Annotated in this window: 27 protein-coding genes, 1 pseudogene and 1 riboswitch; of the genes and pseudogenes, 17 read left to right on the top strand and 11 right to left on the bottom strand. The window is 61.3% G+C overall.

Features of this window, described 5'->3' with window-relative positions; all coding sequences use genetic code 11:
* Nucleotides 1-173 precede the first annotated feature (173 nt).
* Nucleotides 174-314 (bottom strand): hypothetical protein, encoded by a 141-nt coding sequence (locus NKH21_RS15815; RefSeq protein WP_352866040.1) that lies wholly within the window; start codon nt 312-314, stop codon nt 174-176.
* 108 nt (nt 315-422) lie between these two features.
* On the opposite strand from NKH21_RS15815, the gene NKH21_RS15810 reads away from it, so the two are divergent.
* Nucleotides 423-1,340, top strand: a complete 918-nt coding sequence (locus NKH21_RS15810; protein ID WP_352662122.1) for an NADP-dependent oxidoreductase — start codon at nt 423-425, stop codon at nt 1,338-1,340.
* Nucleotides 1,341-1,595: 255 nt separating this feature from the next.
* Here NKH21_RS15810 and NKH21_RS15805 read toward each other — a convergent pair whose 3' ends face one another.
* Genes NKH21_RS15805 through NKH21_RS15780 form a run of 6 tightly spaced genes read right to left on the bottom strand, consistent with a single transcriptional unit; the run spans nt 1,596 to nt 6,786 of the window.
* On the bottom strand, nt 1,596-2,189 hold the full coding sequence (locus NKH21_RS15805; RefSeq protein ID WP_352866037.1) for a HupE/UreJ family protein: 594 nt from the start codon (nt 2,187-2,189) through the stop codon (nt 1,596-1,598).
* A 47-nt stretch (nt 2,190-2,236) separates the two neighbouring features.
* On the bottom strand, nt 2,237-2,776 hold the full coding sequence (locus NKH21_RS15800; protein ID WP_352866034.1) for a hypothetical protein: 540 nt from the start codon (nt 2,774-2,776) through the stop codon (nt 2,237-2,239).
* 2 nt (nt 2,777-2,778) lie between these two features.
* Nucleotides 2,779-3,987 carry an agmatinase family protein gene (locus NKH21_RS15795; protein WP_352489778.1) on the bottom strand — a complete coding sequence of 403 codons (1,209 nt, stop codon included), beginning with the start codon at nt 3,985-3,987 and terminating at the stop codon, nt 2,779-2,781.
* A gap of 11 nt (nt 3,988-3,998) precedes the next feature.
* Nucleotides 3,999-4,808 carry an ATP-binding cassette domain-containing protein gene (locus NKH21_RS15790; protein ID WP_352866030.1) on the bottom strand — a complete coding sequence of 270 codons (810 nt, stop codon included), beginning with the start codon at nt 4,806-4,808 and terminating at the stop codon, nt 3,999-4,001.
* A complete protein-coding gene (locus tag NKH21_RS15785) occupies nt 4,805-5,683 on the bottom strand; it encodes an ABC transporter permease (RefSeq protein ID WP_352866121.1) in 879 nt (292 codons plus the stop codon). The genes NKH21_RS15790 and NKH21_RS15785 overlap by 4 nt, the downstream gene beginning before the upstream one ends.
* 38 nt (nt 5,684-5,721) lie before the next feature.
* On the bottom strand, nt 5,722-6,786 hold the full coding sequence (locus tag NKH21_RS15780) for a putative urea ABC transporter substrate-binding protein (RefSeq protein WP_352866028.1): 1,065 nt from the start codon (nt 6,784-6,786) through the stop codon (nt 5,722-5,724).
* A gap of 102 nt (nt 6,787-6,888) precedes the next feature.
* A riboswitch (guanidine-I (ykkC/yxkD leader) is annotated at nt 6,889-7,004 on the bottom strand.
* Between the two features lie 375 nt (nt 7,005-7,379).
* On the opposite strand from NKH21_RS15780, the gene NKH21_RS15775 reads away from it, so the two are divergent.
* From NKH21_RS15775 to NKH21_RS15740, 8 genes are all read left to right on the top strand, one after another.
* Complete coding sequence (locus tag NKH21_RS15775; protein WP_352866026.1) at nt 7,380-8,021, top strand: NADPH-dependent F420 reductase; 642 nt, start codon at nt 7,380-7,382, stop codon at nt 8,019-8,021.
* Nucleotides 8,018-9,496, top strand: a complete 1,479-nt coding sequence (locus NKH21_RS15770) for an aldehyde dehydrogenase family protein (RefSeq protein ID WP_352866024.1) — start codon at nt 8,018-8,020, stop codon at nt 9,494-9,496. Before NKH21_RS15775 ends, NKH21_RS15770 begins: the two co-directional genes overlap by 4 nt.
* Before the next feature lie 36 nt (nt 9,497-9,532).
* Nucleotides 9,533-9,877, top strand: a complete 345-nt coding sequence (locus NKH21_RS15765; RefSeq protein ID WP_352662095.1) for an antibiotic biosynthesis monooxygenase family protein — start codon at nt 9,533-9,535, stop codon at nt 9,875-9,877.
* 8 nt (nt 9,878-9,885) lie between these two features.
* A complete protein-coding gene (locus tag NKH21_RS15760; RefSeq protein WP_352866022.1) occupies nt 9,886-10,740 on the top strand; it encodes a type 1 glutamine amidotransferase domain-containing protein in 855 nt (284 codons plus the stop codon).
* Nucleotides 10,741-10,800: 60 nt separating this feature from the next.
* Complete coding sequence (locus NKH21_RS15755) at nt 10,801-11,145, top strand: hypothetical protein (RefSeq protein WP_352662089.1); 345 nt, start codon at nt 10,801-10,803, stop codon at nt 11,143-11,145.
* 75 nt (nt 11,146-11,220) lie between these two features.
* Nucleotides 11,221-12,015, top strand: coding sequence for a helix-turn-helix domain-containing protein (locus tag NKH21_RS15750; RefSeq protein ID WP_352662086.1), 795 nt, complete (start codon nt 11,221-11,223; stop codon nt 12,013-12,015).
* 70 nt (nt 12,016-12,085) lie between these two features.
* Nucleotides 12,086-12,214: a YdeI/OmpD-associated family protein gene (locus tag NKH21_RS15745; protein WP_352866118.1), complete on the top strand. Its 129-nt coding sequence runs from the start codon at nt 12,086-12,088 to the stop codon at nt 12,212-12,214.
* A 244-nt stretch (nt 12,215-12,458) separates the two neighbouring features.
* Complete coding sequence (locus NKH21_RS15740) at nt 12,459-13,274, top strand: MBL fold metallo-hydrolase (RefSeq protein ID WP_352866020.1); 816 nt, start codon at nt 12,459-12,461, stop codon at nt 13,272-13,274.
* Between the two features lie 184 nt (nt 13,275-13,458).
* On the opposite strand, the gene NKH21_RS15735 is transcribed toward NKH21_RS15740, so the two are convergent.
* The gene (locus NKH21_RS15735) at nt 13,459-14,328 is read right to left on the bottom strand and encodes a LysR family transcriptional regulator (RefSeq protein WP_352866017.1); all 870 of its coding nucleotides are present in this window, start codon (nt 14,326-14,328) and stop codon (nt 13,459-13,461) included.
* 233 nt (nt 14,329-14,561) lie between these two features.
* Here NKH21_RS15735 and NKH21_RS15730 point away from each other — a divergent pair, with 233 nt between their 5' ends.
* The 3 genes and pseudogenes from NKH21_RS15730 (at nt 14,562) to NKH21_RS15720 (ending at nt 15,887) form a co-directional block, all read left to right on the top strand.
* Complete coding sequence (locus NKH21_RS15730) at nt 14,562-14,717, top strand: YjiS-like domain-containing protein (RefSeq protein ID WP_156937304.1); 156 nt, start codon at nt 14,562-14,564, stop codon at nt 14,715-14,717.
* Nucleotides 14,656-15,711: pseudogene (locus NKH21_RS15725) on the top strand (aldo/keto reductase). The gene NKH21_RS15730 and the pseudogene NKH21_RS15725 overlap by 62 nt, the downstream one beginning before the upstream one ends.
* Before the next feature lie 32 nt (nt 15,712-15,743).
* The gene (locus tag NKH21_RS15720; RefSeq protein ID WP_352866014.1) at nt 15,744-15,887 is read left to right on the top strand and encodes a hypothetical protein; all 144 of its coding nucleotides are present in this window, start codon (nt 15,744-15,746) and stop codon (nt 15,885-15,887) included.
* Here the strand turns inward: NKH21_RS15720 and NKH21_RS15715 are convergent.
* From NKH21_RS15715 to NKH21_RS15705, 3 genes are all read right to left on the bottom strand, one after another.
* Nucleotides 15,872-18,043: a calcium-binding protein gene (locus NKH21_RS15715; protein ID WP_352866011.1), complete on the bottom strand. Its 2,172-nt coding sequence runs from the start codon at nt 18,041-18,043 to the stop codon at nt 15,872-15,874. The genes NKH21_RS15720 and NKH21_RS15715 overlap by 16 nt on opposite strands.
* A gap of 409 nt (nt 18,044-18,452) precedes the next feature.
* On the bottom strand, nt 18,453-19,559 hold the full coding sequence (locus NKH21_RS15710; RefSeq protein WP_352866009.1) for an acyltransferase family protein: 1,107 nt from the start codon (nt 19,557-19,559) through the stop codon (nt 18,453-18,455).
* A 94-nt stretch (nt 19,560-19,653) separates the two neighbouring features.
* Nucleotides 19,654-20,475: a class I SAM-dependent methyltransferase gene (locus NKH21_RS15705; RefSeq protein WP_352866006.1), complete on the bottom strand. Its 822-nt coding sequence runs from the start codon at nt 20,473-20,475 to the stop codon at nt 19,654-19,656.
* A 410-nt stretch (nt 20,476-20,885) separates the two neighbouring features.
* Here NKH21_RS15705 and NKH21_RS15700 point away from each other — a divergent pair, with 410 nt between their 5' ends.
* The 5 genes from NKH21_RS15700 to NKH21_RS15680 all read left to right on the top strand — a co-directional run bounded on the left by NKH21_RS15700 (nt 20,886) and on the right by NKH21_RS15680 (nt 26,305).
* The gene (locus NKH21_RS15700; protein WP_352866004.1) at nt 20,886-21,596 is read left to right on the top strand and encodes an AAA family ATPase; all 711 of its coding nucleotides are present in this window, start codon (nt 20,886-20,888) and stop codon (nt 21,594-21,596) included.
* 88 nt (nt 21,597-21,684) lie between these two features.
* The gene (locus NKH21_RS15695) at nt 21,685-22,968 is read left to right on the top strand and encodes a hypothetical protein (protein WP_352866001.1); all 1,284 of its coding nucleotides are present in this window, start codon (nt 21,685-21,687) and stop codon (nt 22,966-22,968) included.
* Between the two features lie 287 nt (nt 22,969-23,255).
* Complete coding sequence (locus tag NKH21_RS15690; RefSeq protein ID WP_023675609.1) at nt 23,256-23,489, top strand: Trm112 family protein; 234 nt, start codon at nt 23,256-23,258, stop codon at nt 23,487-23,489.
* 339 nt (nt 23,490-23,828) lie between these two features.
* The gene (locus NKH21_RS15685; protein WP_352865999.1) at nt 23,829-25,052 is read left to right on the top strand and encodes a glycosyltransferase family 4 protein; all 1,224 of its coding nucleotides are present in this window, start codon (nt 23,829-23,831) and stop codon (nt 25,050-25,052) included.
* Nucleotides 25,049-26,305 carry an O-antigen ligase family protein gene (locus NKH21_RS15680; protein ID WP_352865997.1) on the top strand — a complete coding sequence of 419 codons (1,257 nt, stop codon included), beginning with the start codon at nt 25,049-25,051 and terminating at the stop codon, nt 26,303-26,305. Before NKH21_RS15685 ends, NKH21_RS15680 begins: the two co-directional genes overlap by 4 nt.

Genomic DNA, 26,305 nt, shown 5'->3' with positions numbered 1-26,305 from the left:
TGCCACGGGGTGATCGGACGCGCCATTGAGAGAGAGGCGACGGAGCCAAGCCGAACGAGCGGGCGCGGCGGGCGATCTCCACGTCCGACAGAGAGGCGGTTATCGAGACAATGACGGCCAAGCCAGCGGTGGCTTCGACTTTCAGCGACTCCGACCCGACCTGCGCGAGGCCCTCAAGCAGGGCTTGCCGCCGAGACGCGTAGAGGCGCTTCATGCGCCGCAGATGCCTCGATGGCGTCCCGGACCGCCAGGTAGATCTGCGTCGCCAGCGGCGTTCTTGCGGCGCGGTCGAGATGGATGGGCACAGCAGCCATGGCGCAATGGTACCATCATTCCCGCCAATCTTGGTCCTGTTTCACGACCAGAGCCGGACATATCTACCGGCCATCGCCACGTGACAAATGACCGAGGAGACAATTCCGATGAAGGCAATCGTTGTGACGGATCAGGCCGCGGGAACGGCCGGGATGAAGCTGGCCGAGCGGCCCGAGCCGCAGGCAGCGATAAACGACGTCGTCGTTAAGGTTCATGCGTCGGGATTCGTCCCGACTGAGTTGGCGTGGCCGTCGACCTGGACCGATCGCGTCGACCGTGACCGGACGCCATCGATCCCCGGGCACGAGCTGGCCGGAGTGGTCACCGCCCTCGGTTACGGGACGACGGGACTGTCGGTGGGCCAGCGGGTATTCGGCCTCGCCGATTGGTATCGCGACGGCACCCTGGCGGAGTATGTAGCCATGGAGGCACGTAACCTCGCGCCGCTGCCGGGCGACGTCGACTTCACGGTAGGCGCAAGTTTGCCGATCTCGGGCCTGACTGCGTGGCAGGGTCTGTTCGACCATGGCCGCCTTCGGGCCGGGCGGAGCGTCCTTGCGCATGGTGCGGCCGGCGCAGTCGGGTCGATGGTGACGCAACTCGCACGGGAGGCCGGCGCCTACGTTATTGGCACCGGACGCGCAGCCGACCGTCAGAAGGCGCTCGACTTCGGCGCGAACGAGTTCGTCGACCTCGAGAACGACGCCCTGGAAGACGTCGGCGGCGTCGATCTGGTGTTCGATGTCATCGGCGGCGACATACAGAAGCGATCCGCGGGCCTGGTTCGAGCCGGAGGAACACTGGTGACCGTCGTCGGGCCGCCCGACGCGCAGCCCGCCAATGGCCTGGCAGTCGACTTCGTTGTCGAGTCCGATCGTGCTCAACTGAGTGAAATCGTCCAGCGGGTGCGGGACGGACGGCTCCGGACGAACATCGGCAACATCTCGACCCTCGATGATGCCGTTTCCGCCTTCAACCCGACCGAGCGACGCTCGGGGAAGACGATCATCCGCGTTCGTCCGTGAGCGACACGCGCTTATCGATGCACGCGGCCGACCGGCGCTGTCCAGATCGGCCGGCTGCGTCCTAGTCGCGACCCACGGCGGACCGCTCCGTACGCGCGAGACGTACGGCAAGCGGCATAGCCTCGGTCCCTGGATGCGATCAGAGTCGCTCAGACCGGGTCTTCAGGATCTGGTACAGCATGTTTCGGATGCGCAGCCAGACGGTCAGACGCTTGATCATGCCTTCGCTTCCTGTTCATCGCAGATGCCTGCGGGTCAGATGATCTGTGCCGCCAACGCCATACCGACCACCGACGTGCCGACCCCTGCCGTGCGGATGGCTCCCGGCCAGCGCCGAAGTGTCAGGGCGGCCAACGCGCCGGTCGCGTGAAGAGCCGAGGTGGCGACCACGAAGCCAACCGCGTAAGCGATGCCGCTGGCAGTCTCGGGAATTTCGAGGCCGTGGGCATTGCCGTGGAAGAGGGCGAAAAGGGCAGTCAGCGACGCAGCCACAGCGAGCGGAAACGGCTTGGCAAGCATCATCATGGCGCCGAAGACTACCAGCGATAGCGCTATGCCCGCTTCGAGTGAGGGCAGGCCGATGCCGGCGATACCGAGCAGGGCGCCAGCGACCATCGCCGAGACAAAGCACGACGGCACGATGATGATCCCATTGCCGCCGGCGCGAGCGGCAATGATGCCTACAGCCATCATGGCAAGCAGGTGGTCCATACCGGCCAGCGGGTGCTGAAGGCCGTCTACAAACCCGTGAGCATGAAAACCGCCGCTGTGGGCGAAGGCCAATGAGGGGATGAGAGTTGTGGCGGCTGCCAAGGCGAGTCTGCCGAAGAATGAAAGCGTTTTGTTCATGGTTCCTGACCTGTTTGATAGAGGTGCGATCGGTTCAAGGCCGGTGCTCATTGTCCGGCCCCTGGCATGGTGAATTGTGCGGCGCCGGACCTGTCGGCCAGAAGCCGCGCCTCGCCGAAGTCGAGGGGCGTTTGTGCCTCGCCGTTATGGTAGACGAAGGCCAGGCGGCGCCGACGCGACGTCAGTTTCGCGGGCAGCGGGTGATAGGTGACGCCGGCGCCGCCGATCAGCGGCATGACGGCGCCGACATCGACCATGTCCTGCGTCTCGACGCGCAGGAGATGCAGCCGTACGCCGTCGGCGGTCTCGCCGACGAACGGAATCCCGGCGAGGCGCAGGAAACTGGACGGGTCGGGCGCCCGCGAAAACCCTTCGAGAAACACGATCTCGACGAGATCGAGATCCGTCGCCCGCGCGTCGGCGGGTTCGGGCGCATGGTGGTGCGGTAGATGCGGTGTCTGCCATTGCAACGGCTTGCCGGCCGGCCCGTTGTGGCCGACCGGGTGCGGATGGTGATGATGACCGTTCGGCCCGTCATGGTGACCGTCGCCATGGTTATGGCTGTGGTGGTGATGATCATCGTGCATGGTCAAAAGCTCGTCGGCTTGTCGATGATGGATTTGTGCTTGCCGAGATTGCCGTGCGCGACCATCGAGCCGAGCGCCTCGACGACAACCCGCACGCCAAACAGCGCCGTGATGTCCGACGTGTCGTAGGGCGGCGACACCTCGACCACTTCCAGTCCGCAGATGCCGGGCGCCGACACCAGCCCGAGCAGCTTCAGTGCCTCGCGCGGCAGGAAGCCGCCGGGCTCCGGCCAGCCCGTACCCGGCACGAAACCGCAATCGATGCTGTCGACATCGAAGGAGATGTATACGGCGTCGGTGTCCTTCCATGCGAGCTCGAGCGCGATCTCCGCCGCCTTCTCCAGCCCCATCTGTTCGATATCGGAAATCGTCAGCACGTTGGTGCCGCGCTTCCGCGCCTCGGCGACGCCGTAGCGGGGCACCTGCCAGCCGCCGATGCCGAGCTGCACCAGATTGGTAGCCGAGACGTTCGGCAGGTTGGTTGCCCAGTACCAGGGCGTCGTGTGCATACGTTCGTCGAGATCCTTTTCCTGAATGTCGATGTGGCGGTCGAAATGGATGATGCCGATGCGCTTGGAGGTCACGTCGGCAATGCCGCGCACACACGGAAACCCGATCGAATGGTCGCCACCGAGCATGATCGGCAGCGCGCCGGACGAGGCGACATGGCTGACGCCCTTGGTGATCTGGTCGAAGCTCTTTTCGAGATTGGCGGGAATGGTGAAGACGTCGCCGGCATCGCAAAGCGTCATCTGCTCGCGCAGGTCGACACCGAGCTCGTAATTGTAAGGCGTGTAGAGCGCCGAGATGCGGCGCATGCCTTGCGGCCCGAAGCGGGTTCCGGGCCGGTAGGTGGTGCCGCTGTCGAAAGGAATGCCCATGACGGCAGCGTCATACCTGCCGACATCGCGGACGTTCTCGACATAGGGCGCCTTGAGGAAGGTGTTGATGCCGGCGAAATGCGGCAACTCGCCTCGCGCGAATGTCGGGATCGACTTGTCGATGATCGAATCCGATCCGGGCAGGCCCATGTCGAGTGCCCATTTCTGTTCCTTGCGCCAGCCATCCTCGGGTAGCTTTCCTTCCGCCTCGATCGACTTCCAGCCCTGCATGTCGCGGATCTCGAAGTTCGGATGGTGGAAGCGTTGGCGCGGCTGGCGGTCGGTGAGCCCGGCGCGGCGATGCCGACGTTCTGGACTATCTCTATGCATGAAAACCTCCTTCACGACGCCGTCGTCGCGATTGCGCTATCAAGTCGGGTCGTCCCGACCATCGCGGCCACTTCGGCCACGTCTCGTGCGGAAGCCCGGTTCTTGCGGTCGAGCTTCAGATCGTAGGTGATCGTCGCGCCATAGGCGGACGGGAACTGGGGGTCGTGGCGCACCTTGTCGAAGACCAGCACGCGGGTGCCGAGCTTGAAGGCCTCGCCGATATCGTGGGTGACCATGACCACGGTCATGCCGTGCTCGGTCCATAGCTCGGTGAGCAGCTCATGCATCTCGGCACGGACGCCGGGATCGAGCGCGCCGAACGGCTCGTCGAGAAGCAGGATCCGCGGCCGGCCGAGCAAGGTCTGCGCGATCGCCAGCCGTTGCTGCATGCCACCCGACAGCGAAGCCGGATAGAGGTCGCGCGCATGGGCAAGCCCGACCCGTTCCAGCATGGTTTCGGCTTCTTGCCTGGCGCTTTTGCGCCTGGCGCCGAAGACGCGGCCGAACGGTCCGCCCGAACGGAAGTCCTCGACCAGCAGCAAGTTCTGCAGCGCGGTCAGATGCGGAAACACGGAATAGCGCTGGAAGACGATGCCGCGCTGCGGCGTCGGCTCCGGCACGATCGGCTGGTCGCCGACGACGACCACGCCGCCGCTTTGCTGTTCCTGGCCAAGCAGGATGCGCAGGAATGTCGATTTTCCACAACCGCTGGCGCCAACCAGCGACAGGAATTCACCCGCTTCGGCGGAGACGTTGACCCGTTCCAGCACACGGGCGTCGCCGTAGCTCTTCTCCAGCCGATGGACGAGGATCCGGCTCATCTGGTCCGCACCGGATGCGCCCAGGGCGAGATGATATGAGAGAGCCGAACGAGCAGCCAGTCGGTCATCACCGCAAGCAGCGTAATCCATGCGACGTAAGGCAGGATGACGTCCATCGACAGATAGCGACGAACGAGGAAGATGCGGTAGCCGAGCCCCTCGGTGGAGGCGATGGCTTCTGCCGCGATCAGGAACAGCCAGGCCGGCCCAAGCGCCAGCCGTACGCACGTGATGAGGCGCGGCATGACCTGTGGCAGCACCAGCCTGAGCACCATGGTCCAGCTGTTGCCGCCGAGCGTCTGTGCCTTGGCGACGAGCTCCGGCGGCAATTCCATCACCCGGTTGGCGATGTCGCGCACCATGACCGGTGCGACGCCGAGAGCGATCAAGGTGATCTTGGCCGTTTCGCCGAGGCCGAGCGCAATGAACAGGATCGGGAGCAGCGCCAGTGGCGGGATGACGCAGACAACTGTGACCAAGGGCAGCAGAAAGGCCCTGACGCGCGGGATGAAACCTATGGCGACGCCGAGGCTGAGCGCCACCAGCGTGGCCATGCCGACTCCGGCGAACAGCCTGATCAGGCTGGCATAGGTGTCGGCCCACAGGATCAGGTCGCCGGAGCGCTTGTCCGGCACTGTTGCCAGGTCTGAAAAGGCCGACCACATCTGTGCAGGGGAGGGCAGCAGCTTGTCGCTGGGATTGACCGCCAGCCTTTGCGCGGAAGCGAAGAGATAGGCAATCGCCACGGCGGCAAACGGCAGCGTTCCAAGCAGCAACGCTCCGCCGCGCGAGACCGTCGCGTTGATGAGGCGAAGCCGCGCTTTCGGCCTGCTAAGCTGCAGGCGTGCGACTTCCGGGCCTACCGCGGCCTGCATGATGCCGGTTCCTCTGGCTAGCATGTCGCGCTCCCGTGTCAGAGCGTTCCGCCCGCCGCCTCTGCCATAAAGGCCGGATCGAAGCGCAGTTTGACGTTGTTGACGTCACCCAGCGTCGAGCCATCGGGGAAGCTCATGCCGATCACGTCGACGCTCGGCGCGTTGGTACCAAGAATGCCGTGGCTAAACAGGAAGTTACGCACCAGATCCATGGTCTTCGGCAGTTCGGCGCCGTTGGTGAATGCGACCGCCTTGGCAGGCTCGAAGAACATCGCCGTTGATGCAAGCTGAGCGTCGAAACCGGCAAGATCCGTCCCCGACGCCTTGGCCATCTCTTCCTTCGCCGCCTTGCCTTCGGGCGTCCCCGACGTCATCAGCGCCATGGCTTCATACCATGCACCGACAAGCGCCTTGCCCAAAGCCGGATTGTCCTTCAGCGTCGCGGTGTTGACGACCATCATGTCGATGATCTCGCCGGGAATCTCAGTCGAATCGAATACCTTGTGGGCGCCCGGCATGGCGGCGATTTCCGAGACCAGCGGATTCCAGGTGACGACGGAGGTGACATCGCTGGTGCCGTAGGCAGCGACCATGTCGGCATCGGAGGTGTTCACCACCGTAATGTCCTTTTCGGCCAACCCCACCGTCTCCAGTGCGCGCGCCAGCAGATAATGCGAGACGGAGAGCTCGACGAGATTGACCTTCTGACCGGCAATGTCTTTGAGCGCGGCCTTGTCCTTGAGGATGACCGCGTCGTTGCCGTTGGAGAAGTCGCCGACGATCAAGGCCGTCGTATCGACACCGCCGCCGGCCGGGATCGAAAGCGCATCCATGTTGGTCATCGAACAGCCGTCAAAGCCGCCGGCGGTGTACTGGTTGATGCTCTCGACATAGTCGTTGATACGGGTGATCTCGACATTGATGCCGTATTTGTCGGCCCACTTCTTCATGATGCCGCTGTCGGAAAGATAGCCCCACGGCATCCATCCGACATAGATCGACCAGCAAATCTTGAAGTCTTTCTTGGGCGCCGCTTCCGCGGCCGATATGGAGGGAAGGCTGAGTGAAGCGGCTAGGATGATTGCGGCCAGTTTGCGAAGCATTGCATACCCCTGTTTGCGATCCGGATTGCGTCCGAACGTCTGTTTGGGGGGTTCACGGAGCGCGCATCCGGGAGAGGTTCGCGCCAGCAAACCCGTGCAGGGTTCTCCCGGGATTTTGGCCCGCCGTGTTCCGCCGGATGCCTCAATGCATCTCAAGCGGTCGCGTCTCTTGGACCAGCACCGTGATCGACACGGCCGGAACCCTAGACGCTCTGCACGTGAATGACGAAGCAAGGGGCGTGCCAGTCCGGAAAGCCGTCCTGAGGCGGCCTTTCCCCGGATTTGCAGGCAATCGCGTTATGCTGATGCCACAAAAGTCATCGCAACGCCGACGGATTAGGCTAAGAAAATCTAGCGTCACCAATGTGAGCCTTGTGCCCTGGGGACCTCCGCTGATGGCACCATCCTCTATGGTGCCCCACATACACGCCCAGTAGGGACACGTTCGGGGAGGGCGTGAGCGCGCGGCGGATCCGGATGCCAATTGGCGCCGACCCATGTGCCGAGTGCGCCCGATCGTGCAAGGGCAATTCGTGAAATAAGCGCGACTGCAATGATGCTAGGCAAGCCCGATCGCGTGTCGGGAGGCAGTTGTGAAAGTTGCGATCATCGGACCAGGCTCGCTCGGGAAGGCCTTGGCGAAACGTCTTGGCCTCGCCGGGCACGAAATTCGCCTCAGCTTCAGTCGTGACGAAGGCAAGTTGCGCGCAATCGCGGCAACCCTCCGTGTTGGCTTCGGTGCCCCTGACGAAGTAGCGAGATGGGCCGACGTAATTGCCCTGGCGACGCCATGGCCGGCTCTCGAGTTGGTGATGGACGCGCTTGGCGATTTGTCGAGCAAGATAGTCTGGGATAATACCAATGCAGTCGCGCCTGACCTTTCCACGATGCTGCTAGGCACTACGACGTCTGTAGGCGAGGAGGTTCAGAGGCGCGCGCGGGGCGCGCTTGTCGTCAAGTGCATTCCGACCTTTGCCGAATTGCTTGAGAGGGATGATCCGCGTCTCAACGGCGATCCGGTGACGAGCTATGTCGCCGGCAATGACGCTGATGCCAAGGCGGCGGTTTGCCGGCTTCTCGCCGATCTTCCGACAATGCCGGTCGATGTCGGCGATCTCACGGCCTCGCGCCTGATCGAGCCGATGATGCTGCTATTGGTCCAGCTCGCCTATCGGCGCGGGATGGGGCCGACAATTTCCTTCAATCTCATTCGACAGCACGGAACCGGTTCATGACTGATTATCTACCCGCGCGGCGCACGGCGATTCCAGTAGGACGTCTGCTGATCGATGGTCAATGGCGCGATGCCGTCAGTGGCGAGACTTCGACGACTTTTGATCCGACCACGGAGGCGGCGATCACCGATATTGCGAAGGCGGACGTCACCGACACGAGCGATGCCGTCGCGGCCGCGCAGCGGGCTTTCGAGCAAGGACCCTGGGCGCGGATGCATCATGAGGAGCGCGCCAAGATCCTGTTTCGCATCGCCGATCTGATGGACGAGCGGGCCGCGGATTTCGCGGTGCGCGAGGCGATGGACATGGGTATGCCCTATCGCGATTTCCGCGATATCATCATGCCGCACTGCTCAGGACTGTTCCGCTTTCATGGCGGGCTCGCCATGAGCGCGATGGACGGCGCCTATCGTACAAGCTACGAACCAAATATCAGGATCCTGACGCGACGCGAGCCGCTCGGCGTGGTCGCTGCGATCACCCCGTTCAATTTTCCCCTCGCGCTGTCCTGTTCGAAGATCGCGCCGGCACTCGCGGCGGGTAACACGGTCGTTCACAAGCCTGCGACCGACACGCCCCTGACGGCCCTCGCCTTGGCGCAAGTCATCCTCGACGCGGGCGTGCCGCCGGGCGTCTACAATCTCGTCACCGGCCCTGGCGGCACCATAGGCGACTCGCTGGTCAACGATGCCCGCGTCGACAAGATCGCCTTTACCGGGTCGACCGCCGTCGGCCAGGGCATCATGCGCAACGGTGCCGGGACGATGAAACACCTGACCATGGAGCTCGGCGGCAAGAGTCCCAATATCGTTTTCGCCGATGCCGATATCGATGCCGCGATACAGGCAGCCTTCTGGGGCATCTTCTGGAACAAGGGCGAAGTCTGCGTCGCCGGATCGCGCCTGCTGGTCGAACGCGCCTGCTATGACGAGGTCGTCGAGAAGCTGAGCGCCATGGCGAAGTCGGCGACGCTCGGCGATCCGCTGGACCCTGCGACGATGATCGGGCCGATCGCGTCGCGCGGCGAGTATGACAAGGTCTTGAGCTATGTCGAAGAAGGCAAGCGCACCGCACGACTGACCGCGGGCGGCGGCACCCGCCATGTCAACGGCAAGGGCCTCTTCATCGAGCCGACCATCTTCGCCGATGCGACCAACGACCTAAGGATATCGCGCGAAGAGATTTTCGGCCCCGTCCTGCCGGTGATTCCATTCGACAACGAGGAGGACGCGATCCGGATCGCCAACGATACGAGTTACGGGCTCGCCTCGGGCATCCAGACGGGCGATCTCGGCCGTGCCTTACGGCTTGCCGACCGGATCAAGGCAGGCACGGTCTGGCTGAACTGCTGGCACAAGTACCATCCCAATGCGCCGTTCGGAGGCTTCAAGATGAGCGGCTATGGCCGCGAGCAGGGCCGCGAGGCGTGGGAAAGCTACACCCAATACAAGACGATTTGGGCAAATCTCGTTTGACCAAGTGCCTGCCATCGCCAAGAATAAGGACCAGTCATGGCTTATATCACTACGATCGACGTCCTCGGAATCACACCGAAGGAGTACCGCGCAATCCTCGATGAAATGGGCGTAGAGCTCCGACCCGAACCGGGGATCTATCTGCATTTGACTGCACCGATTGAGGGCGGCTATCGCGTCATCGAGGTGTGGGATCATCGCGAGGGATTCGAGGCATTCATGCAGGCGCGGTTGGCGCCGGCGGCGGCGGCGATCGGCTTAAATCGAGAGATGAAGGTGACGATCGAACCGCTCTACAACATCTTCGCGCCTAGGTTGGAGGAGCTGCCGCCGCTGGTCGAGGACGCGTTTTTGCGCCCCAACGCTCCCATTCCGGCCTGATATCACGCATGTCGGTCCGCGATCCCAACCCGCTCGACCCGCTGCGTCCCAAGCGGGTCGCGATGGTCCTTTCAAACCCGGCTGTGTCAACCACCACAGGCTGGCCGGTCGGATTTTGGTGGAGCGAGTTAACTCATCCCTGGCTCGCCTTCACGGAGCGCGGATACGAAGTCGCGATCTTCTCGCCTGAGGGCGGCAAATGCGAGGCGGATGCCTTGAGCGACCCGGGTGATCCGTCCGGCTATTCGGATACGGATCTGATCTCGCTCGGTTTCCTGTCGACGCCGAAACTGGTGACGCTGGTGGAGACGACCCGGTCCATCGCGGAGCTGTCGGTCGACGCGTTCGACGCGATCGTCGTCGCTGGCGGCCAGGCGCCGATGTTCACCTTCGAAGGCGCAACTGAGTTGCAGCGGCTGTTCGTCGCCTTTTTCGCGGCCGGCAAGGTTGCGGCCGCCTTGTGTCATGGCGTCGCGCTGCTGCGCTACGCGCGCCTCTCAACCGGCGAGCTGCTGGCCAAAGGGCGCACTGTTACGGGGTTCGCCAATGTCGAGGAAGATTTCGCCGACAATGCCGTCTGGGAAATGGGCGCGCTGCCGCACGGTAAGCATCTGATGCTATGGCGGATCGAGGATGAGATGCGTGCGCTCGGCGCGAACTATGTTCAGGCCGGGCTGTGGCGCGATTTTGCCGTGCGCGACGGCAATTTGATCACCGGCCAGCAGAACTTCTCCGGAGCGGCGACCGCCCGTCTTGTCATCGAGGCGCTCGGTGGCGGAGGACCAAAGATCGCTCCTGTCGGTGAAGTTCGGGAGTCAAACTCGCCGTCAGGACGGCGATGCCAAACGACATCGGCCCAGTAGGATCCGGGGTCGTCCAAGAACTTCATTTCAAACAACCACAATCAGCAGCGAGGATGAACCATGGCCGTGGTGACGACACTTGATATTGCCGGCCTGACGGCGGAAGATTATAGCCGCATCCTCGATCGGGTCGGCGTGGAGAAACGGCCCGCTGGTGGCATCTACCAGCACATCTCGCATGCGACCGACGATGGCTATCGCATCATCGAGATATGGGACGACAAGGCAGGCCTGGAACTCTTCTTGCAGGGCACACTGTTTCCCGCCGCACAGGAACTGCAAATTCAGCGTGAAATGACCATTATGACCCAGACACTGCACAACATCTTTGTGCCCCGGATTGGTGAACTGACTGCCTTGGCAAATGATGCCCCTGGTGGACCGGTCAAACGGGCAAAAGTGTAGGCGTCAAGGATCGAGGATGCGGCGATCGATCATCGAAGTCCTGGAGGAACTTGCGTCCGGACGCCCGGTACAACGATGGTGACCGCCGCAAGTGCAAAGAGATTGTTCTTTCCTGCCGGCGACTATCGCCATGCGCCGGCCGGAGTCGTTCAGCTGCGTGTGATTCGCAGCGGTTCATCCTATGCAGAGATCGATCTTGGCCGCGGCCTGCGGCGCGTCTTCACCCGCCCCGGCGACCTGCTGCTCAGCCTTCCCGAGCGTGCCACGCGGTTCAAGATCGAGGAGCCGCGCGAGCTGACGATGATCACCGTTGACTCCGCGCTGGCGTCAAGGCTCCTGGTATCCGCAGCCGGGACGCTCGAGGATCTGGTGATCCTGACCGATCGACCGGTACGCGATTCGCTGGTGGCCGAGTTGTGCCGACGCCTCGAAGGCGACCCGCCAGCCAACCCCGTCATCCGCGAATGGACGCTGGGCCTGGTTTTCGCGAACCTGCTCCGTCTCGGGCATGCACGTCAGCGGCGGCAGAAATCTCCGGTCCTAACCTCGCAGCGGTTCGACCGGGTCCTCGCTACGATTGACGGCGATCTGGAAAAGGGGGTGTCGATCGACCATCTTGCCGGAATCGCGGGAATGCCACGACGCGCCTTCACCGCCGCCTTTCGAGAGGCGACGCAACTGCCGGTACATCAATTCATTTTACGCCGCCGCGTTGATCGCGCGGTCGAGCTTTTGGAAAATAGCGATCTGCCGCTGGCCGAGATTGCTCAGCACGCGGGTTTCACTCACCAGGCCCATATGAATCGCGTCGTGACCCGATTGAAAGGGCTATCGCCAGGCCGGCTGCGGTCTCGCAGGCGCGACGGCTGACTTGTGATCTATTCCAGCATCGGGATTCGAATGGCGGAGACGTGAGTTGCTGAAACGTCCGTTGGCTAAAATGCCCGACAGTTTGCCTGCAGAGCTCGAGGCCGCAAATCTGATGCATGCTTTCAAGCAACGGCCTCCCTATCAGCGCAACGATTACTTGCATTGGATCGCGCGCGCCCGTCACCCGGAAACACGCTGAAAGCGCATAAATCAGATGATTGACGAGCTTACGAAGGGGGGAATCTACATGGGCATGCAATAAGAGCTGGCATCGTCGCGAAGCTAGCAGATCCGTCAACGATCATCTTCCGATAGCCTATCGAGATCGGGTGCTTTCCGCATTGATCTTCATCGATTTCCCCACGCTTTTGCGCAGAGTATGCAGAGAGCCAAATAGTGACAATCGAACCTATCCTCCATTTTTGCTTGCAGCAGGTGGCCTGATGATCGTTACATCGCAAACCAACAACGTGCTCGGCAGCACGTCGGGAAGGTGGCGCGTCTGGTCGCTCTCGGACGGTTACATCGAGATGCCGGCGGACCTTCTGCGGGACCCGCAGGATAATCCGGTGCCGCAAGCTGCGCTGGCAGGGGCGCTTCGCCTGTCTGTCAATTGCTTCGCGCTCGCAGGTCCAGGCGTTGAGGGCGTTCTGGTCGACAGCGGAGGAGGGGGCTGGGCCCCAACAGTGGGGCGTCTTGAGCAGGCCATGGCGGAAGCCAAGATCGCCCCGGCTTCGATCACGGTCTTGGCGCTCACCCACGCCCATCAGGATCATGTGCACGGACTTTTGACCCCCGACGGCCGAGTGCTCTTTCCAAACTTGAAGGCGATTATTATTCCCGAGGCGGCTGTGCAGAGCTTTTTCGCTTACGCGGACCTTGCGCAGTTCCGGCCCCTGCTGAAGCCTGTCCAGAATGGCGACAAGGTGGGTGACCGATTGAGGGCGGTCGCCTTGCCCGGTCATGCTGCCGGTCATACCGGCTACGGGTTCGACACGGACGAGGACCGTTTCCTATTCTTCGGGGACGTCGTTCATGTGCCGGCCTTGCAGTTCGGCAATCCCGCGTTCAGTTGGGGCTATGACGACGATCAGCTGACCGCGCGCACAACCCGCCTAAAGGTTCTCAGTGACGCGGCCGAGGCAGGGACGTGGATCGGCGGCGCGCACCTTGGCTGGCCGGGCATCGGCCGCGTGGTGCGCAAGGGCGAAGCATACGGCTATGAGCCGGCTCGAGCGATGCCGCCGCGTTCAGAGTGATACCGCATCTTTCCTGTCGCGCCATGCCTTGGCTAAACCTCGATGCCTGGCCATGAAGTGCTTTGTCCAGAGGAATGCGCCTTATGGTCCGGAGACGTGTTTGCCTGGCTCCAGCGCAGGACTTCAGCATATGTGACCAGCCCCCGATGCACCGCAGCCGAGAGCTCTTACGTCACCTTCAGGCTTACCGAATCGGCGTCTCGCCGCCAAACAGCGGCTGGTGCGCCCGCATCAAGGCGGCGATCCGGTCGGCGACTTTCCGTACCGGCGGGGAGTGACGTTCCTCGTGATGGGTGACGATCCATTGGTCGGTTTCGAGTTCGGGGATAGGCTGAGCGACGCGAACCAGCCGCGGATCGCTGTCACCGACGAAGCACGGAAAGACCGAAAGCCCGGCGCCGGCGGCCACCAGTTCGCGCACCGAATGGGTGTTGTTGCCGCGTACGGCGATGCGGTCGCCGTGATGGGCTTGCAGCCAGCGCGCCGAGGCAATGTTGGCGCCTTCGCCGGTGACGCCGACGAACAAACCGGCGGCGATGCCGTTGATCAGGTGGCGTCCGGAATAAATGGCGTGGGCGACCTTGCCGCTCTGACGGCCGGCAAGCCATTGCTCGGTCGGGCGCTCGCTGCGGATGCCGACGTCGGCGGCGCGGCGGCCGATATCGACCCGGTCGGTGGTGGTCACGAGTTCCACCCTTATGCCGTCATCGACCGTCCAGATCTCGCCGATATGGGCGGAAACGAAGGCCGAGGTCCATGGCCCGGCCGAGACGCGGACAATGCGGTCGGGCAGGTTTCCCTCGCGCCAGCGGGTCAGCGACTGCATTGCCGCCTCGACGTCTTCGGCGCGCCGCAGCAGTTCCTCGCCGACCGGGGTCAGCCGGTAGCCGGTCTGCTGACGCACGAACAGAGGTTCGCCGATCTGCTTTTCGAGCGCGGTGACGCGTCGTCCAAGCGTGGCTGCGCTGAGGCGCGTGGTTCCCGTCGCTGCGCTCAAGCCACCCAGCCGCGCAACGTCGAGAAACAACCTCAGATCGTCCCAGCCGATATCCATTTTGCAGAAATGAAAAACTCGTTGCGACGGTGGCTGTAGCGCGAAGCGGGCATCACGCGCAAGTATGCAGGCGTTGGAGGCGTTGGACAATCCTGCCTAGCGGGACAGGGACACAAGCGCCTCCGCTGGCCAAGAAGCGAGCGCAGCCCTTTCGATCGCGCATGCGATTGGCGCAGATGTTTTGCGCTTTCGACCAACCCAGGTGGGCATTCTGCGGGCCAAAGGAGACGATCATGTTGGATGAACTTCGATACCGTTTCGCCCGCTGGATTGCCTATCGCCAGACGCTTGCGAGCTTGAGGCAGGCCCGGGACAGCACACTGGCGGATGCCGGCATTTCTCGCGAAGAGATCCGCGAACGTGCCCGCCACGCCAGCTTGCGTCGTTGAGGAGGCGGGCATGCAGATGATGGAGCTTTGGGATGGCCGCTCGGTACCGCGCATCGGCATCGGCACCTGGGCGGCGGGTGGCCCCGCGCGCTGGCGTGACACGGCGACAGTCTATGGCGAGGTCGACGACGTCAGGTCGCAAGCCGCTCTGGCGATGGCCTATGAGATCGGCGCGCGGGTGTTCGATACGGCTGCCGCCTATGGCGCCGGCAATGCCGAACTGATCCTCGGGCGGGCGTTGAAGAATAAGGACGAAGCCATCATCGTCACCAAGGTCGGCTATTTCGGTGATCCCCAAACGCGCAAGATCGCACCCGAGGATGCCTCTGCCGCGGCGATCCGGACATCGATCGACAATTCGCGGCAGCGCCTGCAGCGCGATTGTGTCGACGTAGTGCTGCTACATATCAACGAGTATCCGATCGAGCGCGCCGGCGAGGTGTTCGATACGCTCGGCCTGTTGCGCCAGGAGGGCAAGATCGGCGGCTTCGGCTGGAGCACCGATCACCGCGAACGGCTTGCCGCCTAGGCGCCGCGCGAGGGGTTCGTCGCCGTAGAGAACGACTTCAATGTGTTTACCCCGGCAAACGAGCTGATGGCCGTTGCGGCGCGCGAGAACCTCGTCTCGTTCAGCCGGCTGCCCCTGGCAATGGGGCTGCTCACCGGCAAATACACGCCGGCCATGCGGCTGCCCACCAACGATGTGCGCGGCGGGAATGCCGAATGGATGGTGTTTTTCAGGGATGGCACCGCCAACCCGCACTATCTGTCAAGGCTCTCGGCAATCCGCGACCTGCTCGCCTCGGGCGGTCGCACGCTTGCGCAGGGCGCGCTCGGCTGGATACTTGCCAAATCGGCAATCGCCCTGCCGGTTCCCGGCTTCACGCGGCCCGAGCAGGTCGCGGACAATCTCGGGGCGCTGGAAAAAGGGCCGCTGCCGGCGGCGGTGATGGCCGAGATCGACGCCGTGCTGAAAGTTGCCGAGACCGCTTAGGGTGTGGCGGCGCCGAAATTCGCATTGGCGATATGCCGGCCAACTTCGATCTGTCGGATGTCAGCCGATATCGCATCTTCCTTGATCAAGCTTCCGTGGCGCAATTGAACAAGGACGGAGCGGCGGACACGCTCGAGTTGAAGGTCCGCCGCTCTGGTTTTCAGATCAAAGAGTGATGCTGCAACGGGAGATGGGTGGCGAGCTGCGCTTGAGCTGCGCCGCCGACTGCGTCGCTGTCGAGAGAGAGCGACCCGGTCGAGCTGTCAAAGATGATGTGGTGGGAACCATCATCGGTGGCCGTACCAGCAGGGGAAGTATGCAATGAAAGCCCGCCCGACTTAAGCTCGGTAAGAGCGGCTTGATCGGGGTGGAACTTGTCCTGAAGCTTGCTAAAGTCGAAGGCATCGTTGCCTCCGTGTGCGGACATGATCTCGGCGGCGGCGCCGTTTTTTGCCTGGGCGCCGACATTTTCATCGGGCTGGACGGTTTGCGCGAACCCGTGGCGGATGTGGCTGGTTGCCGTCTTGTCGGACGGATCGTTGGTCGGGAGAAGCTCCGAGCCGGCCGAAAGAGAATGGCTCAACGAGGCCAGTATGCGGTCAACGCTGCTGCCCTCGCTTACCTTGTCGCCAGCATTGTCGTGGGTGGTGTCAGTCGAACTGCCGTCGGTGGCGAAGAGGTGCGATAGCGCGGTCTTACCATGACTGCCATCGCCGGTGGTGGTGGCGGTAGCAGTCGAACTGCTATTGCCAGCAAGGAGTTGCGAAAGCGCGGTCTTGCCATGGCTGCCATCGCTGGTGGTAGCGCCGGAGGCGGCGGTGACAGTCGAACTGCCGTCGCTGGCGAGGAGTTGCGAAAGCGCGGTCTTGCTGTGGCTGCCATCGCTGGTGATAGCGCCAGAGGCGGCGGTATCAGTCGAACTACCATTGCCGGCGAGGAGGTGCGAAAACGCGCCCTTGCCATGGCTGCCATCGCTGGTGGTATCGCCGGAGGCGGCGGTGACAGTCGAACTACCATTGCCGGCGAGGAGGTGCGAAAACGCGCTCTTGCCATGGCTGCCATCGCTGGTGGTAGCGCCGGAGGCGGCGGTGACAGTCGAACTGCCGTCGCTGGCGAGGAGGTGCGACAGCGCGGTCTTGTTATGATTGCCATCGCTGGTGGTGGCTTCGGAAGGGGCGGTTGCGGTCGAGGTGCTGCCGCTGGAGGTGGTTTCAGAAGGGGCGGTGGCAGTCGAGGTGCTGGCGCTGGAGGTGGCTCCGGAAGGGGCGGTGGCAGTCGAGGTGCTGGCGCTGGAGGTGGCCTCGGTAGGGGCGGTGGCAGTCGAGGTGCTGCCGCCAGTGGTGGCCTCGGTAGGGGCGGTGGCAGTCGAGGTGCTGCTGCTGGAGGTGGCTTCGGAAGGAGCGGTGGCGGTCGAGGTGCTGCCGCCGGTGGTGGCCTCGGTAGGGGCGGTCGCAGTCGAGGTGCTGCCGCCAGTGGTGGCCTCGGCCGGGGCGGTGGCAGTCGAGGTGTTGCCGCCGGTGGTGGCCTCGGAAGGGACCGTCGCCGTGGAAATGGGATCAGTGGCCGCAGCGTCGGAAGGAGCAGTCCCGGCAGTGCTGAGATTGTGTTGCCGGAAAACGGCCTGCAGTTCCGGGGAGCTTTCAAGCGCGGTGTCGCCGCGCTGCGAACCCCAGGCGTATGCGTAGTCGAAGGCGGGTGACGGAACCAGCTTGGCCCAGTGGTCCATCATGGTTTCCATCTGGGCGGCGGTGGGCACGACATATTTGCCACCCATGTCGGTGTTATAGTCGCCGCCTCCAAACGTCTGGTAGCCTGGAACGATCTTGCTCGTCGGGATGCCCGACGCCTGAGCGGCGGCGACGAATTTGTCGATCATGTTGTAGTCGACCGCGCCATCCGTGCGGACAGGATAGACATCCACGCCGTAGTAATCGATACCGGTGTTGGCGGGATTGTACGTGCCCGAAAAATCTGGATTCGCCGACGTCCCCAAGCTCATCATCGTGATGTAGGTCTTGCCGTCCGGCACATTGGAATGAATCCAGTCGGATTCTGCCTTCAGATTCGCAGCGGAGGCGTAAGTGCCCCATTGGCCGGTGGGATCCGGCTCGTCGACAAGGAAGAATCCGAACAGCTTCGGATTGCCGATGAAGGGCGTGACCTTGTCGATAAACGATTGGGTTACTCCGTCGGTTTCGTTCAGATAGACCAAACCTTTCATCCCGTCCGGCAGCGCATTGAGTTGGTCAACGGATGAAACGTCAGCCAGGTTGAATCCGGCTTGAGTAATTTCCGTGCCTGATCCGCCTGACGTGTAATGCAGAGTTGTCATCCAATATTCCTTTTTCTGTTTCGACAGCGCTCTACCTACAGACAGCGTATATTAGCGCCAAATCACATACCGGCACCCGGTGTGAGAATCTTTGATCGTAAGTTGATACACATCGCGACGTTCTCGCCGATAAGCCCTTCGATGGGGTGTCAGGTCGCAAGAGAGTCTCGCGCCATTTGTCGGACCTGGCGTGCGCTATTTGGGGCGCGCATCGCTGCTTTTGAAGCTCCGGTCTATCTCTTGAAGAAGGGCCTCGTCATGCCGGGTGCTTGGGGCATCGGCTGAGCCGTCAACGAAATCGGAAGCGGGACGCATCCAGTGTGCCGTACAGCCGTGCCAAGCCCAGATGCTCCGGTGTTTCGCGATTAACGCGAATCTTTCTGGGACACCCGCCGAGAGCTTGCGATCATCATGTTCGTGCGGAAGAGGCTGGCCGGATTGGCTGCGAGGCTGGCGCAAGGCGATATATCCCGGACATCAGGGCGCGGACGAGCGGCTTGCGTACCGGCGTCTCGATGAAGCGCCAGACGAGAAAAGAGGCAAGGAGGACCCCGGCCAATACAGCGGCGAATGCGGCGTCCTTGCCGATATGCGGCGCCAGCGCGTTAAGCGAAATATAGCCAATGTACTGATGCAAAAGATACAGCGGATAAGTCAACCCTCCGAGCATCATGACGGTCTTGGATGGAGCAATCATGGAGCGGAGCAGTATCGCGCCAGCGAAGACTCCGTAGACCACTATATTGGCAGCGAGGAGGGCAGGATACGAAATGGCTGCCCCAAAGTGCTCCTGCATCCAGTTGTGAGAGAACATTATGGTCTGGCAAGACACCAGGAACGCGACGGCAAGAAGCAGGAACGCAGCCGGCGAACGACCCCTTGCAACGATGTCTTCCGCAAGGATGCCGGCGGCAAACAAAGGCGCATAGTTTGTAATAAAGAGAATGCGTATCGCCATGTTTCCAAAGAAGAACTCGTTGCTTGCCGAAATTGCGAGCCAGATGGCAGCGATGGGTATTTTCCAGCGCTGAAAGGCACCTGCAAAGATCAGCACCGCAACCCAGCCGTAGAACAGGATCTCGAGCATGATCGACCAATAGGCGCCATCCATGGATGGTCTGCCGAAGAGGCGAGCGAACATGGAGAGATTGGCTATATAGGTTGCAACATCAGTCGGGAAACGCTGGTCTTTGGCGACGACGAGAAAAACAAACGTCGCGGTCATGCAGACGAGGAATCCTGGATAAAGCCGGGCGAAGCGGGCGACCGCGAATTCTTGCCAGGTTCGACCTTCGGCCGACCACGCGATGACGAAACCGCTGATCAGGAAAAACAGATTGACGCCGAGATAACCATAGATGGCGTAAGGTGCTGCGGCAGGATATTCCACATCGAGACTTCGGGCGATCGCGCCGCCAAAAAGATAATGATAGAGCACGACCGCGAGGGCTGCAGCCAGGCGCAGCAGGTCGAGTGATGCCATGCGCGCCGGAATGGCCTTGCCTGCCGGTTCCACAGCTACCTCCCGCAGCCGTTTCAGCTTTTGACAACCATCAGCGGCCTGATCCGCAGTACCCGTGCTAACGCGAAGACTGCAAACCGGCGGCAGGTCAAGCCTTTACCTTCTCAAGTACGAACAGCTGCTCGCAGGACAGGAACCGCAGGACGCTAAAAGAGCGCACCAGCTTGAGCCCCGCCGCCGCGAAATCCTGTCGTGCAACGGTGAGATTGACGGGATGAGGCGCCGACATCCTTCCGGTGATCATCTTTCGCAGCCTTAGCCGTATTCTCTGGAGGCGGGTGCCAAGGCCGTAGGATACGATCAGGCGACGGCTGGCAACGCGCGCGAGCTCAATGATAATGTCGCGCCTGAGATGTGGCGGGATAAGGTGAATGAGGCGAAGACAGACCACCGTGTCAAAGCTTTCGTCGGCGAACGGCAGCTGCGTCACGTCACATCGGATGAATCCCCGAAATCCGGATTGACCTTCATATGCTGATTTAGCCAAGGCCATCATTTCCATTGAAATGTCTGCAGCCAGCACCTGACAATCATGCTGGCCCAGCACGCCGGCCAGCTTCCCGGTTCCGCACGGGATATCAAGCACCTGAGACGGAGGCGGGCTGCACTTCTCCAGCGCCTTGGCGATGCAGCGTTGCTCCCGTCGCGCAATGACGTATGACGCAACGGTGGATAGCTTCAACCGGCCTGTATAGCCGTTCAGGTACCAGCTCGCAAAACTCGGATCTTGGTATCTCTGTTTTGTCGGGAGCTCATAGGCCGCGACTGCCGCGACCTTGGCGTTGTAATTGGCAGGTATAACCGTATTTGCCGCTGCCGTCTGATGTGGCTCGAGGTTCTCGCTCATATGCCTGCTTTCATACGATTTCTCCTGCAGATGAGATCGCAGATTTTTGTCCGACACGTTCATTGGATAGCCGACCAAGCTGCCCTATTGGCGATAGAGGGGATAAACGGCCAGTTGGCTGCGTCCATCACAGAGAAGGTTTCCAGAAGGCTGGGTGTCTCGCATCCCTCGAACGGATGAGACATGGCCGCGCCCTCGCGGAAGTGTGCTGGGGAATAGGGCTACTGCACACCCTGTCGGAGACGGAACGGTAAACGGACGGAAGGCAATCCGGAAGGATAGTGACCGAAACGCACTCCTTCCGTTCACGATTTTGGCGTCCGTCGATATCCTAACGTGACCACACCGTCATTCATACGGATGGCGCGGATTCCTGGCTCGTCGGCTAGACATCCCAGGAAGAGATGGGCGTTCGCTTCAGCAAATGGACATGACGTCACTGCCAGTAGGCTTCCCTCAGTCTGGATTGAAAGATGATCTTGGAGCTATTTGGGCCGTCCGGTGCTGGTAAGACGACGTTAGCGTCCGAGCTGGTGCACGTTTTGCGAGCTCAGGGCTACTGTGTTGTTTTGCAGACCGGTGACCGCCGACATCCGGTTAGAAGGGCCGCCTTCAAACTGGTCTCCGGCTTGCATTCAAAGTGGATCGGACAGCGTTCTCTCGGTGCAGAAGTGCTTAAGATTCTTCCACCCAAGAATGAACTGTGGGCGGCTCGCCTGAACTGGCACCTTGAAGCTCTTCTTCAAGCTTGGCGCGCGGCAATAGCGTCCAATGACACGATCTCAATTTTTGACCAGGGTATGGTGCAATTCGTATGTTCACTGGTTTTATTCAGCGGCATAACGGATCGTGAAAGGGTGTCGCGCGCGCTTGAGCTTCTACCCAAACCGGATCTGCTTGTCCGATTGCAGGCGCCAAGAGAAATTCTAGAGGTCCGTCTGAAGGAACGCCGGCGTAACCTCGGTATCATTCAGAAGTTCCTCGAAGTCGATCTGCAGAGCAGTCTTGATCATATTGACCACGTTAATCTCATTGAGGAACAACTTGGATCGTTTCCGGTGCCAACAACTTGCGTCGAAAGTTTAGATTCGAACGGGCTCGCAGCCGCCACGGAAATGATAGCGCGTGGAGTAATCGACAAGTTCGGCGCGGCGCGGGCGAAATTTAAAAGAGTTGAAGCTTAGAGAGATGGCGGTTTTGAAGCGTCGACAGGAAGATATCCAATAATATGGAATCAAATTATTGAAAAGGAACCGCGCGAGTTGACATGACATGCGCTTTTCTCGCTACCAGACTGCCTTGGCGTTGACGTTAGCTGCTGTCAGCGCGATATCCATAGTTATCCACGGGGCGGTGAGTGGAGAGGACGTCGCATCGACAAAGTTCGTCGCGCCGGTAGCCATGGACCTGCCGGATTACCTGCATGCAGCGAAGGATGCGGCATTTGGCACAACTTTCGCCCGAATAACCAAACCCGGAATCCTCGGCGCCGGCATCGCATGCGGGAGCAAATATTGCAGCCACCGCTATTCGAGCGCCCAGGCCTGGAATTCGGATCAGAGCCTTCTTGTCATCAGCAACGGCTGCGGCGGCTTGTGCTTCCTGGATGGGCGCACCTACGCCCCGCTTTTTCGCCGTGATCGATCGATCGAATGCGAATGGCATCCTCACGATCCCGACCTGATGATCTGCGTCGGTGGCCGGAAAATCTCGACCTGGGCGCCACGCACCAATCATGAGGAGGTCCTGTTTGTTTCGACTGACAGTAGCAATCTCCAGTTCGGGCCATATAAAGGCAATCCAAGCCGTGACGGCAGCCGTATTGCCGTACGCGCGCTTCGCCGGGACGGCAAAGCGGTGGTCTTTGCCTACGATCTCAAACAGCGGCGGAAATTTCCGGAAATCGATCTCGCACAGCTTGTCGGCGCCAACAACGCCTGCTCAATCTCGCCGCTGGGCGTCAACATCTTATGTATTCAGAGCCTGAAAGACGACACTGAACAGACGTTCATCTTTTCTGTTGACGGCGTTCTGCGCCAGACATGGACTGAGCATCATCGGCCTGGCCATGGCGACATGACCGTCGATGCCGACGGCAGCGAAATCTATGTGGGGATCAGTAAGTCCGATCCGGACAAATTCCAGGTGATCAAGCGAAGGCTGTCAGATGGGAAAGTCACCTCGCTCATGAGATATGGTGAAGCACAGCATGCATCGCTCAGGTCGCTGGACAGGCCCGGTTGGGTGTTCCTTAGCTATTCGGGCAATCCGGACGAAGTATCGAAATATCCGGCTTGGGCGCCATATGCGCGGGAAGTCATCGCGCTGCGCATCGACGGCAGCGGAGAGGTCCGGCGCATTGTGCAGACGAACAATGTTCCATTCGACTACTGGAGTGAGACCCACGCCTCGCCGTCCCCGGACGGTTCACAGGTGATCTGGTCAAGCAATTGGGGAGTACCCGGCGGCCCGGTTTACGATTTCGTCGCCCGTATTGACTGGCCGGAAGGATCAGACACTGGCTCGAGAGCATTAGCCGCGAGCGGTCTTCAATAACGAAACCTTCCGGTCACCTATGGCGCCGATCGTGCTTGCTCCATTCACGCTTTTACCCGCCTCACGTTCAGCTTCGCCGCCATACGGCTCCGTTCAATGTCGATTCATTCAAACGGACGACGACAGTGGCCAAGCCTGCACCTAGCGTGATTGTGCAGTTTGCAAGGCTTATGACACTTGCCGGAATCCTACGAATTACAGCGATGACGTCGGGTGACGGCTTGTATCGCGAAGGGCGCTCGCGCCGGAGTTCACTGTTGATGTCACGGCCGAGAAAGGAATAGCAGATGGATACGGACAAGCGAGCCGAAGAGAATGCCTCTTTCAACCCTGAGTTGTTAGAATGGTTGGTATGCCCAATGACCAAGGGCTCGCTTGCCTGGGATTCGGATCGCGATGAACTCGTTTCGAAGAGCGCAGGACTTGCCTATCCGGTTCGCGACGGCATTCCAATCCTGCTAGCCTCGGAGGCACGCACGATCACCTCCCGCGTGGTCAAACTTCGCGCATCCAGACGATGATGGGAGCCGCGCTAAAGTAGGCGGCTTTCCGACGACAGCCAGCAATGACAGGAAAGTGTGCCGCGGAGCGCGAGCCGTTTGTCAGTGGACCACTCTGCGCTCGGCACCCGGGGCAGCGGCGACTTCTTTGATGCAGCGCGCGGCGACCTGAACCGGCTGGGTACGGCGGCCCGTTGCCGGGACAGGGTTTGCGTCATTTAAACAGACGAGGACAGTGGCAAGACCTGCCCCTACCGTAACCTTGGGCGAGATGGGTAGCGAAACCAACACCATGAAAGCAAATTCAAGGGCCGGCCACTTCGCGCGATCGGGCTACAGCGAACGGTCAGGAGACGCAGGATGAATCCGCATCTCGTGTGTGTCGGAGGCGAGGATCATGCCCTGCGAATTCCGTTCCTGATGTCGCTGCGAGAGAAAGGATTCCGGGTTACTGCGGTGTCGAGCGGCGGTGAAGCCGCATTCCTGCGGCATGGCATTCCGCATCGCAGCTACGGTTTCGACCGATTTTCCAGCAGCAGCGGAGAATGGGCCGCCATCAGCACCATTCGAAAGCTGATGGCGGAACTCCGGCCGGACATTATCCAAAGCTTCGACACCAAGCCCAACCTGGTGACGCCACTTGCGGTGCGCGGGAGCGTTCCAGTCGTGCGCACAATCAACGGTCTGGGCTGGACGTTCTCGTCCCTGGAACCGCGCGCCCTTGCCCTGCGCCCAATCTTTTGCGGACTGCAATGGCTTTCGTCGTTATGGACGGCGGCTACGGTGTTCCAGAATCGGGACGATCAGGCATTCTTTGAACGTTACCGACTGATCGGACGCGGCAGCGGACGAGTGATCCGCAGTTCTGGAATCGACGTCGATGCGTTCGCCATGGCAAGGCATCTTGCCCCGTCGGCGATGAAAATGCGCGAAGAGTTTGGGCTCCAATCCGCCGAGATCGTGATTTTTGTCGGCCGGCTAACGCGCCAGAAAGGCATCCCGACACTCCTCAAGGCAGTCCCTCGCATCCTGTCGGAAAGGCCCAATGCCCGTTTCGTGCTTGTCGGGCCATTGGAATCCGAGGGCCCGTTTGCAGTGGACAAGGCGGAGATCGATCGACATGTGCCGCATGTCATCGCATTGGGTCCACGACGCGACGTTCCTGCCCTTCTTGGCATGGCCGATCTGTTCGCCTTTCCAACACAATACCGAGAAGGGATTCCGCGCGTCCTGCTGGAGGCAGGGCTCGCAGGATTGCCTATCGTCGCCTCGATGATGCCTGGTTGCAATGAGGTGGTCGAGGACGGATGGAACGGCCATCTCGTCCCCCCGAACGATGCGAACAGCCTTGCCTCTCGAATTATAGAGGTCCTGTCCGACCGCCGGAAGGGAACGACCATGGGCGCTCGCTCTGTCGAGCTCGTCCGGACGCAGTTCTCGCTGCCCTGGGTGGTCGAGCAATATTGCGATCTCTACGACAATGTCCTTAGTGCCAAATCCCGGGGCGGCTTCGCTCGACCGGCATCGCCGGTGTTGCTTGAAGAGCCTGCTGCAAACCGCGGATCGGGTGGAGCGCGCAGATGATCCGGGACGCGATCCTGGCCTGCGGCGTTGCCATGTCGTATGCGGCGCAGCTCTCAGTTCCGGGCTTGCCCTTCGGCTATGGCGAATTGTTTCTCGCGCTTTGGATCATGCTGTCGATCGGGCGGGTGCTCGCCGGCGGTCACTTGGTCGTCAGGCCCGCCCTGATCCGTGTTGCGGGCTTCTGGCTGATCATCACGCTCGCTCTGAGTATTGGCACCATCGTCGGCTACCTGACCACGGTGCTGTATCTGCCGGTGGTGATGCACGATGTCGTAGCCTACCTGCTGCTAATCTGCGTCACCTGCCTGGCCGCCGCGGAGCCCGACGCGGATCGCCGTCTGCGCAGTGCTGCCTGGTGGGTGGTCGCTATCGCGAATGCATGCTTTATTGTTCAGCTGGCACTTGGATGGGGTTGGATCCACCAATCCGGCGTCGATCCCTGGTACTGGGATCGCTTCCGAGGCTGGTCAGAGAACCCCAACCAGCTCGCGCTCTATTGCGCACTCTTTGGTCCGCTCGCCTTGCATCTTGCGACGACCACAAGCAAGCCGTGGGCGAGGTTAGCCGGGCTCAGCAGCCTTATCCTGATCATCTATGTCGGAAGGCTGACGAAGAGTGATACCTATCTTTACACGACGGTCCTGGTCGGCCTGATATTTGTTGGGCTGCGGGTTCGGACATGGCTCGCAGCCGGTGACGGCAAGGTCAGCCTGTCCCGGCAAGTTACCCTCCTGCTGATGATTGGCTTCCTTCCGTTGGCCATGTCGATGACGCCTTACATCGTCACGGAGGCGGGCAGCGTCGAACAGTTCGCCTTGAGTCTTACCAAGGACAAGGGCGGCGAAGCGACCGCCGAAACAGCTGCACTTCGAATCCATCTCTGGGGAGATGCATTGGGCAAGGGCCTAACGTCAGGTTCCCTGGGCCTCGGTCCTGGCCCGCATCTGGAGCGCCCGCCCGTCGGCGACAGCCAGTTTCTGCCCCGACCTTTCGAAGCCCACAACACGATTCTCGATCTGTACACTCAAGGTGGTTTGGTTGCGGTCCTGGCCCTGGCCTGGATCGTCGGCGCGGCGGCTTTATGCGCATGGCGTGCGAAGCTCGATGCCCTGTTCGTGCTGGTGGTGTCGATCGTCATCTTCGGAACGCCACATCTGATCATCCGCCATCCAATCGTGTGGTTTGCGCTCACCATTTGCCTGGTTGGCGGAACGCCGCGAACGATTTCGGCAACCTCTAGCGACCTGAGGTGA

This window comes from Mesorhizobium sp. M1329 (assembly GCF_040318035.1).
GTDB lineage: Bacteria > Pseudomonadota > Alphaproteobacteria > Rhizobiales > Rhizobiaceae > Mesorhizobium.
Note: the sequence above shows the minus strand (reverse complement) of the source record. Positions and strands in the feature narration are given on the sequence as shown.

Excerpts from the sequence above, each read along its gene's own strand:
- NKH21_RS15815 (WP_352866040.1), bottom strand. The coding sequence starts at position 314 with ATGGCTGCTGTGCCCATCCATCTCGACCGCGCCGCAAGAACGCCGCTG.
- NKH21_RS15810 (WP_352662122.1), top strand. The coding sequence starts at position 423 with ATGAAGGCAATCGTTGTGACGGATCAGGCCGCGGGAACGGCCGGGATG.
- NKH21_RS15805 (WP_352866037.1), bottom strand. The coding sequence starts at position 2,189 with ATGAACAAAACGCTTTCATTCTTCGGCAGACTCGCCTTGGCAGCCGCC.
- NKH21_RS15800 (WP_352866034.1), bottom strand. The coding sequence starts at position 2,776 with ATGCACGATGATCATCACCACCACAGCCATAACCATGGCGACGGTCAC.
- NKH21_RS15795 (WP_352489778.1), bottom strand. The coding sequence starts at position 3,987 with ATGCATAGAGATAGTCCAGAACGTCGGCATCGCCGCGCCGGGCTCACC.
- NKH21_RS15790 (WP_352866030.1), bottom strand. The coding sequence starts at position 4,808 with ATGAGCCGGATCCTCGTCCATCGGCTGGAGAAGAGCTACGGCGACGCC.
- NKH21_RS15785 (WP_352866121.1), bottom strand. The coding sequence starts at position 5,683 with ATGCAGGCCGCGGTAGGCCCGGAAGTCGCACGCCTGCAGCTTAGCAGG.
- NKH21_RS15780 (WP_352866028.1), bottom strand. The coding sequence starts at position 6,786 with ATGCTTCGCAAACTGGCCGCAATCATCCTAGCCGCTTCACTCAGCCTT.
- NKH21_RS15770 (WP_352866024.1), top strand. The coding sequence starts at position 8,018 with ATGACTGATTATCTACCCGCGCGGCGCACGGCGATTCCAGTAGGACGT.
- NKH21_RS15765 (WP_352662095.1), top strand. The coding sequence starts at position 9,533 with ATGGCTTATATCACTACGATCGACGTCCTCGGAATCACACCGAAGGAG.
- NKH21_RS15760 (WP_352866022.1), top strand. The coding sequence starts at position 9,886 with ATGTCGGTCCGCGATCCCAACCCGCTCGACCCGCTGCGTCCCAAGCGG.
- NKH21_RS15755 (WP_352662089.1), top strand. The coding sequence starts at position 10,801 with ATGGCCGTGGTGACGACACTTGATATTGCCGGCCTGACGGCGGAAGAT.
- NKH21_RS15750 (WP_352662086.1), top strand. The coding sequence starts at position 11,221 with ATGGTGACCGCCGCAAGTGCAAAGAGATTGTTCTTTCCTGCCGGCGAC.
- NKH21_RS15745 (WP_352866118.1), top strand. The coding sequence starts at position 12,086 with ATGCCCGACAGTTTGCCTGCAGAGCTCGAGGCCGCAAATCTGATGCAT.
- NKH21_RS15740 (WP_352866020.1), top strand. The coding sequence starts at position 12,459 with ATGATCGTTACATCGCAAACCAACAACGTGCTCGGCAGCACGTCGGGA.
- NKH21_RS15735 (WP_352866017.1), bottom strand. The coding sequence starts at position 14,328 with ATGGATATCGGCTGGGACGATCTGAGGTTGTTTCTCGACGTTGCGCGG.
- NKH21_RS15730 (WP_156937304.1), top strand. The coding sequence starts at position 14,562 with ATGTTGGATGAACTTCGATACCGTTTCGCCCGCTGGATTGCCTATCGC.
- NKH21_RS15720 (WP_352866014.1), top strand. The coding sequence starts at position 15,744 with ATGCCGGCCAACTTCGATCTGTCGGATGTCAGCCGATATCGCATCTTC.
- NKH21_RS15715 (WP_352866011.1), bottom strand. The coding sequence starts at position 18,043 with ATGACAACTCTGCATTACACGTCAGGCGGATCAGGCACGGAAATTACT.
- NKH21_RS15705 (WP_352866006.1), bottom strand. The coding sequence starts at position 20,475 with ATGAACGTGTCGGACAAAAATCTGCGATCTCATCTGCAGGAGAAATCG.
- NKH21_RS15700 (WP_352866004.1), top strand. The coding sequence starts at position 20,886 with ATGATCTTGGAGCTATTTGGGCCGTCCGGTGCTGGTAAGACGACGTTA.
- NKH21_RS15695 (WP_352866001.1), top strand. The coding sequence starts at position 21,685 with ATGCGCTTTTCTCGCTACCAGACTGCCTTGGCGTTGACGTTAGCTGCT.
- NKH21_RS15690 (WP_023675609.1), top strand. The coding sequence starts at position 23,256 with ATGGATACGGACAAGCGAGCCGAAGAGAATGCCTCTTTCAACCCTGAG.
- NKH21_RS15685 (WP_352865999.1), top strand. The coding sequence starts at position 23,829 with ATGAATCCGCATCTCGTGTGTGTCGGAGGCGAGGATCATGCCCTGCGA.
- NKH21_RS15680 (WP_352865997.1), top strand. The coding sequence starts at position 25,049 with ATGATCCGGGACGCGATCCTGGCCTGCGGCGTTGCCATGTCGTATGCG.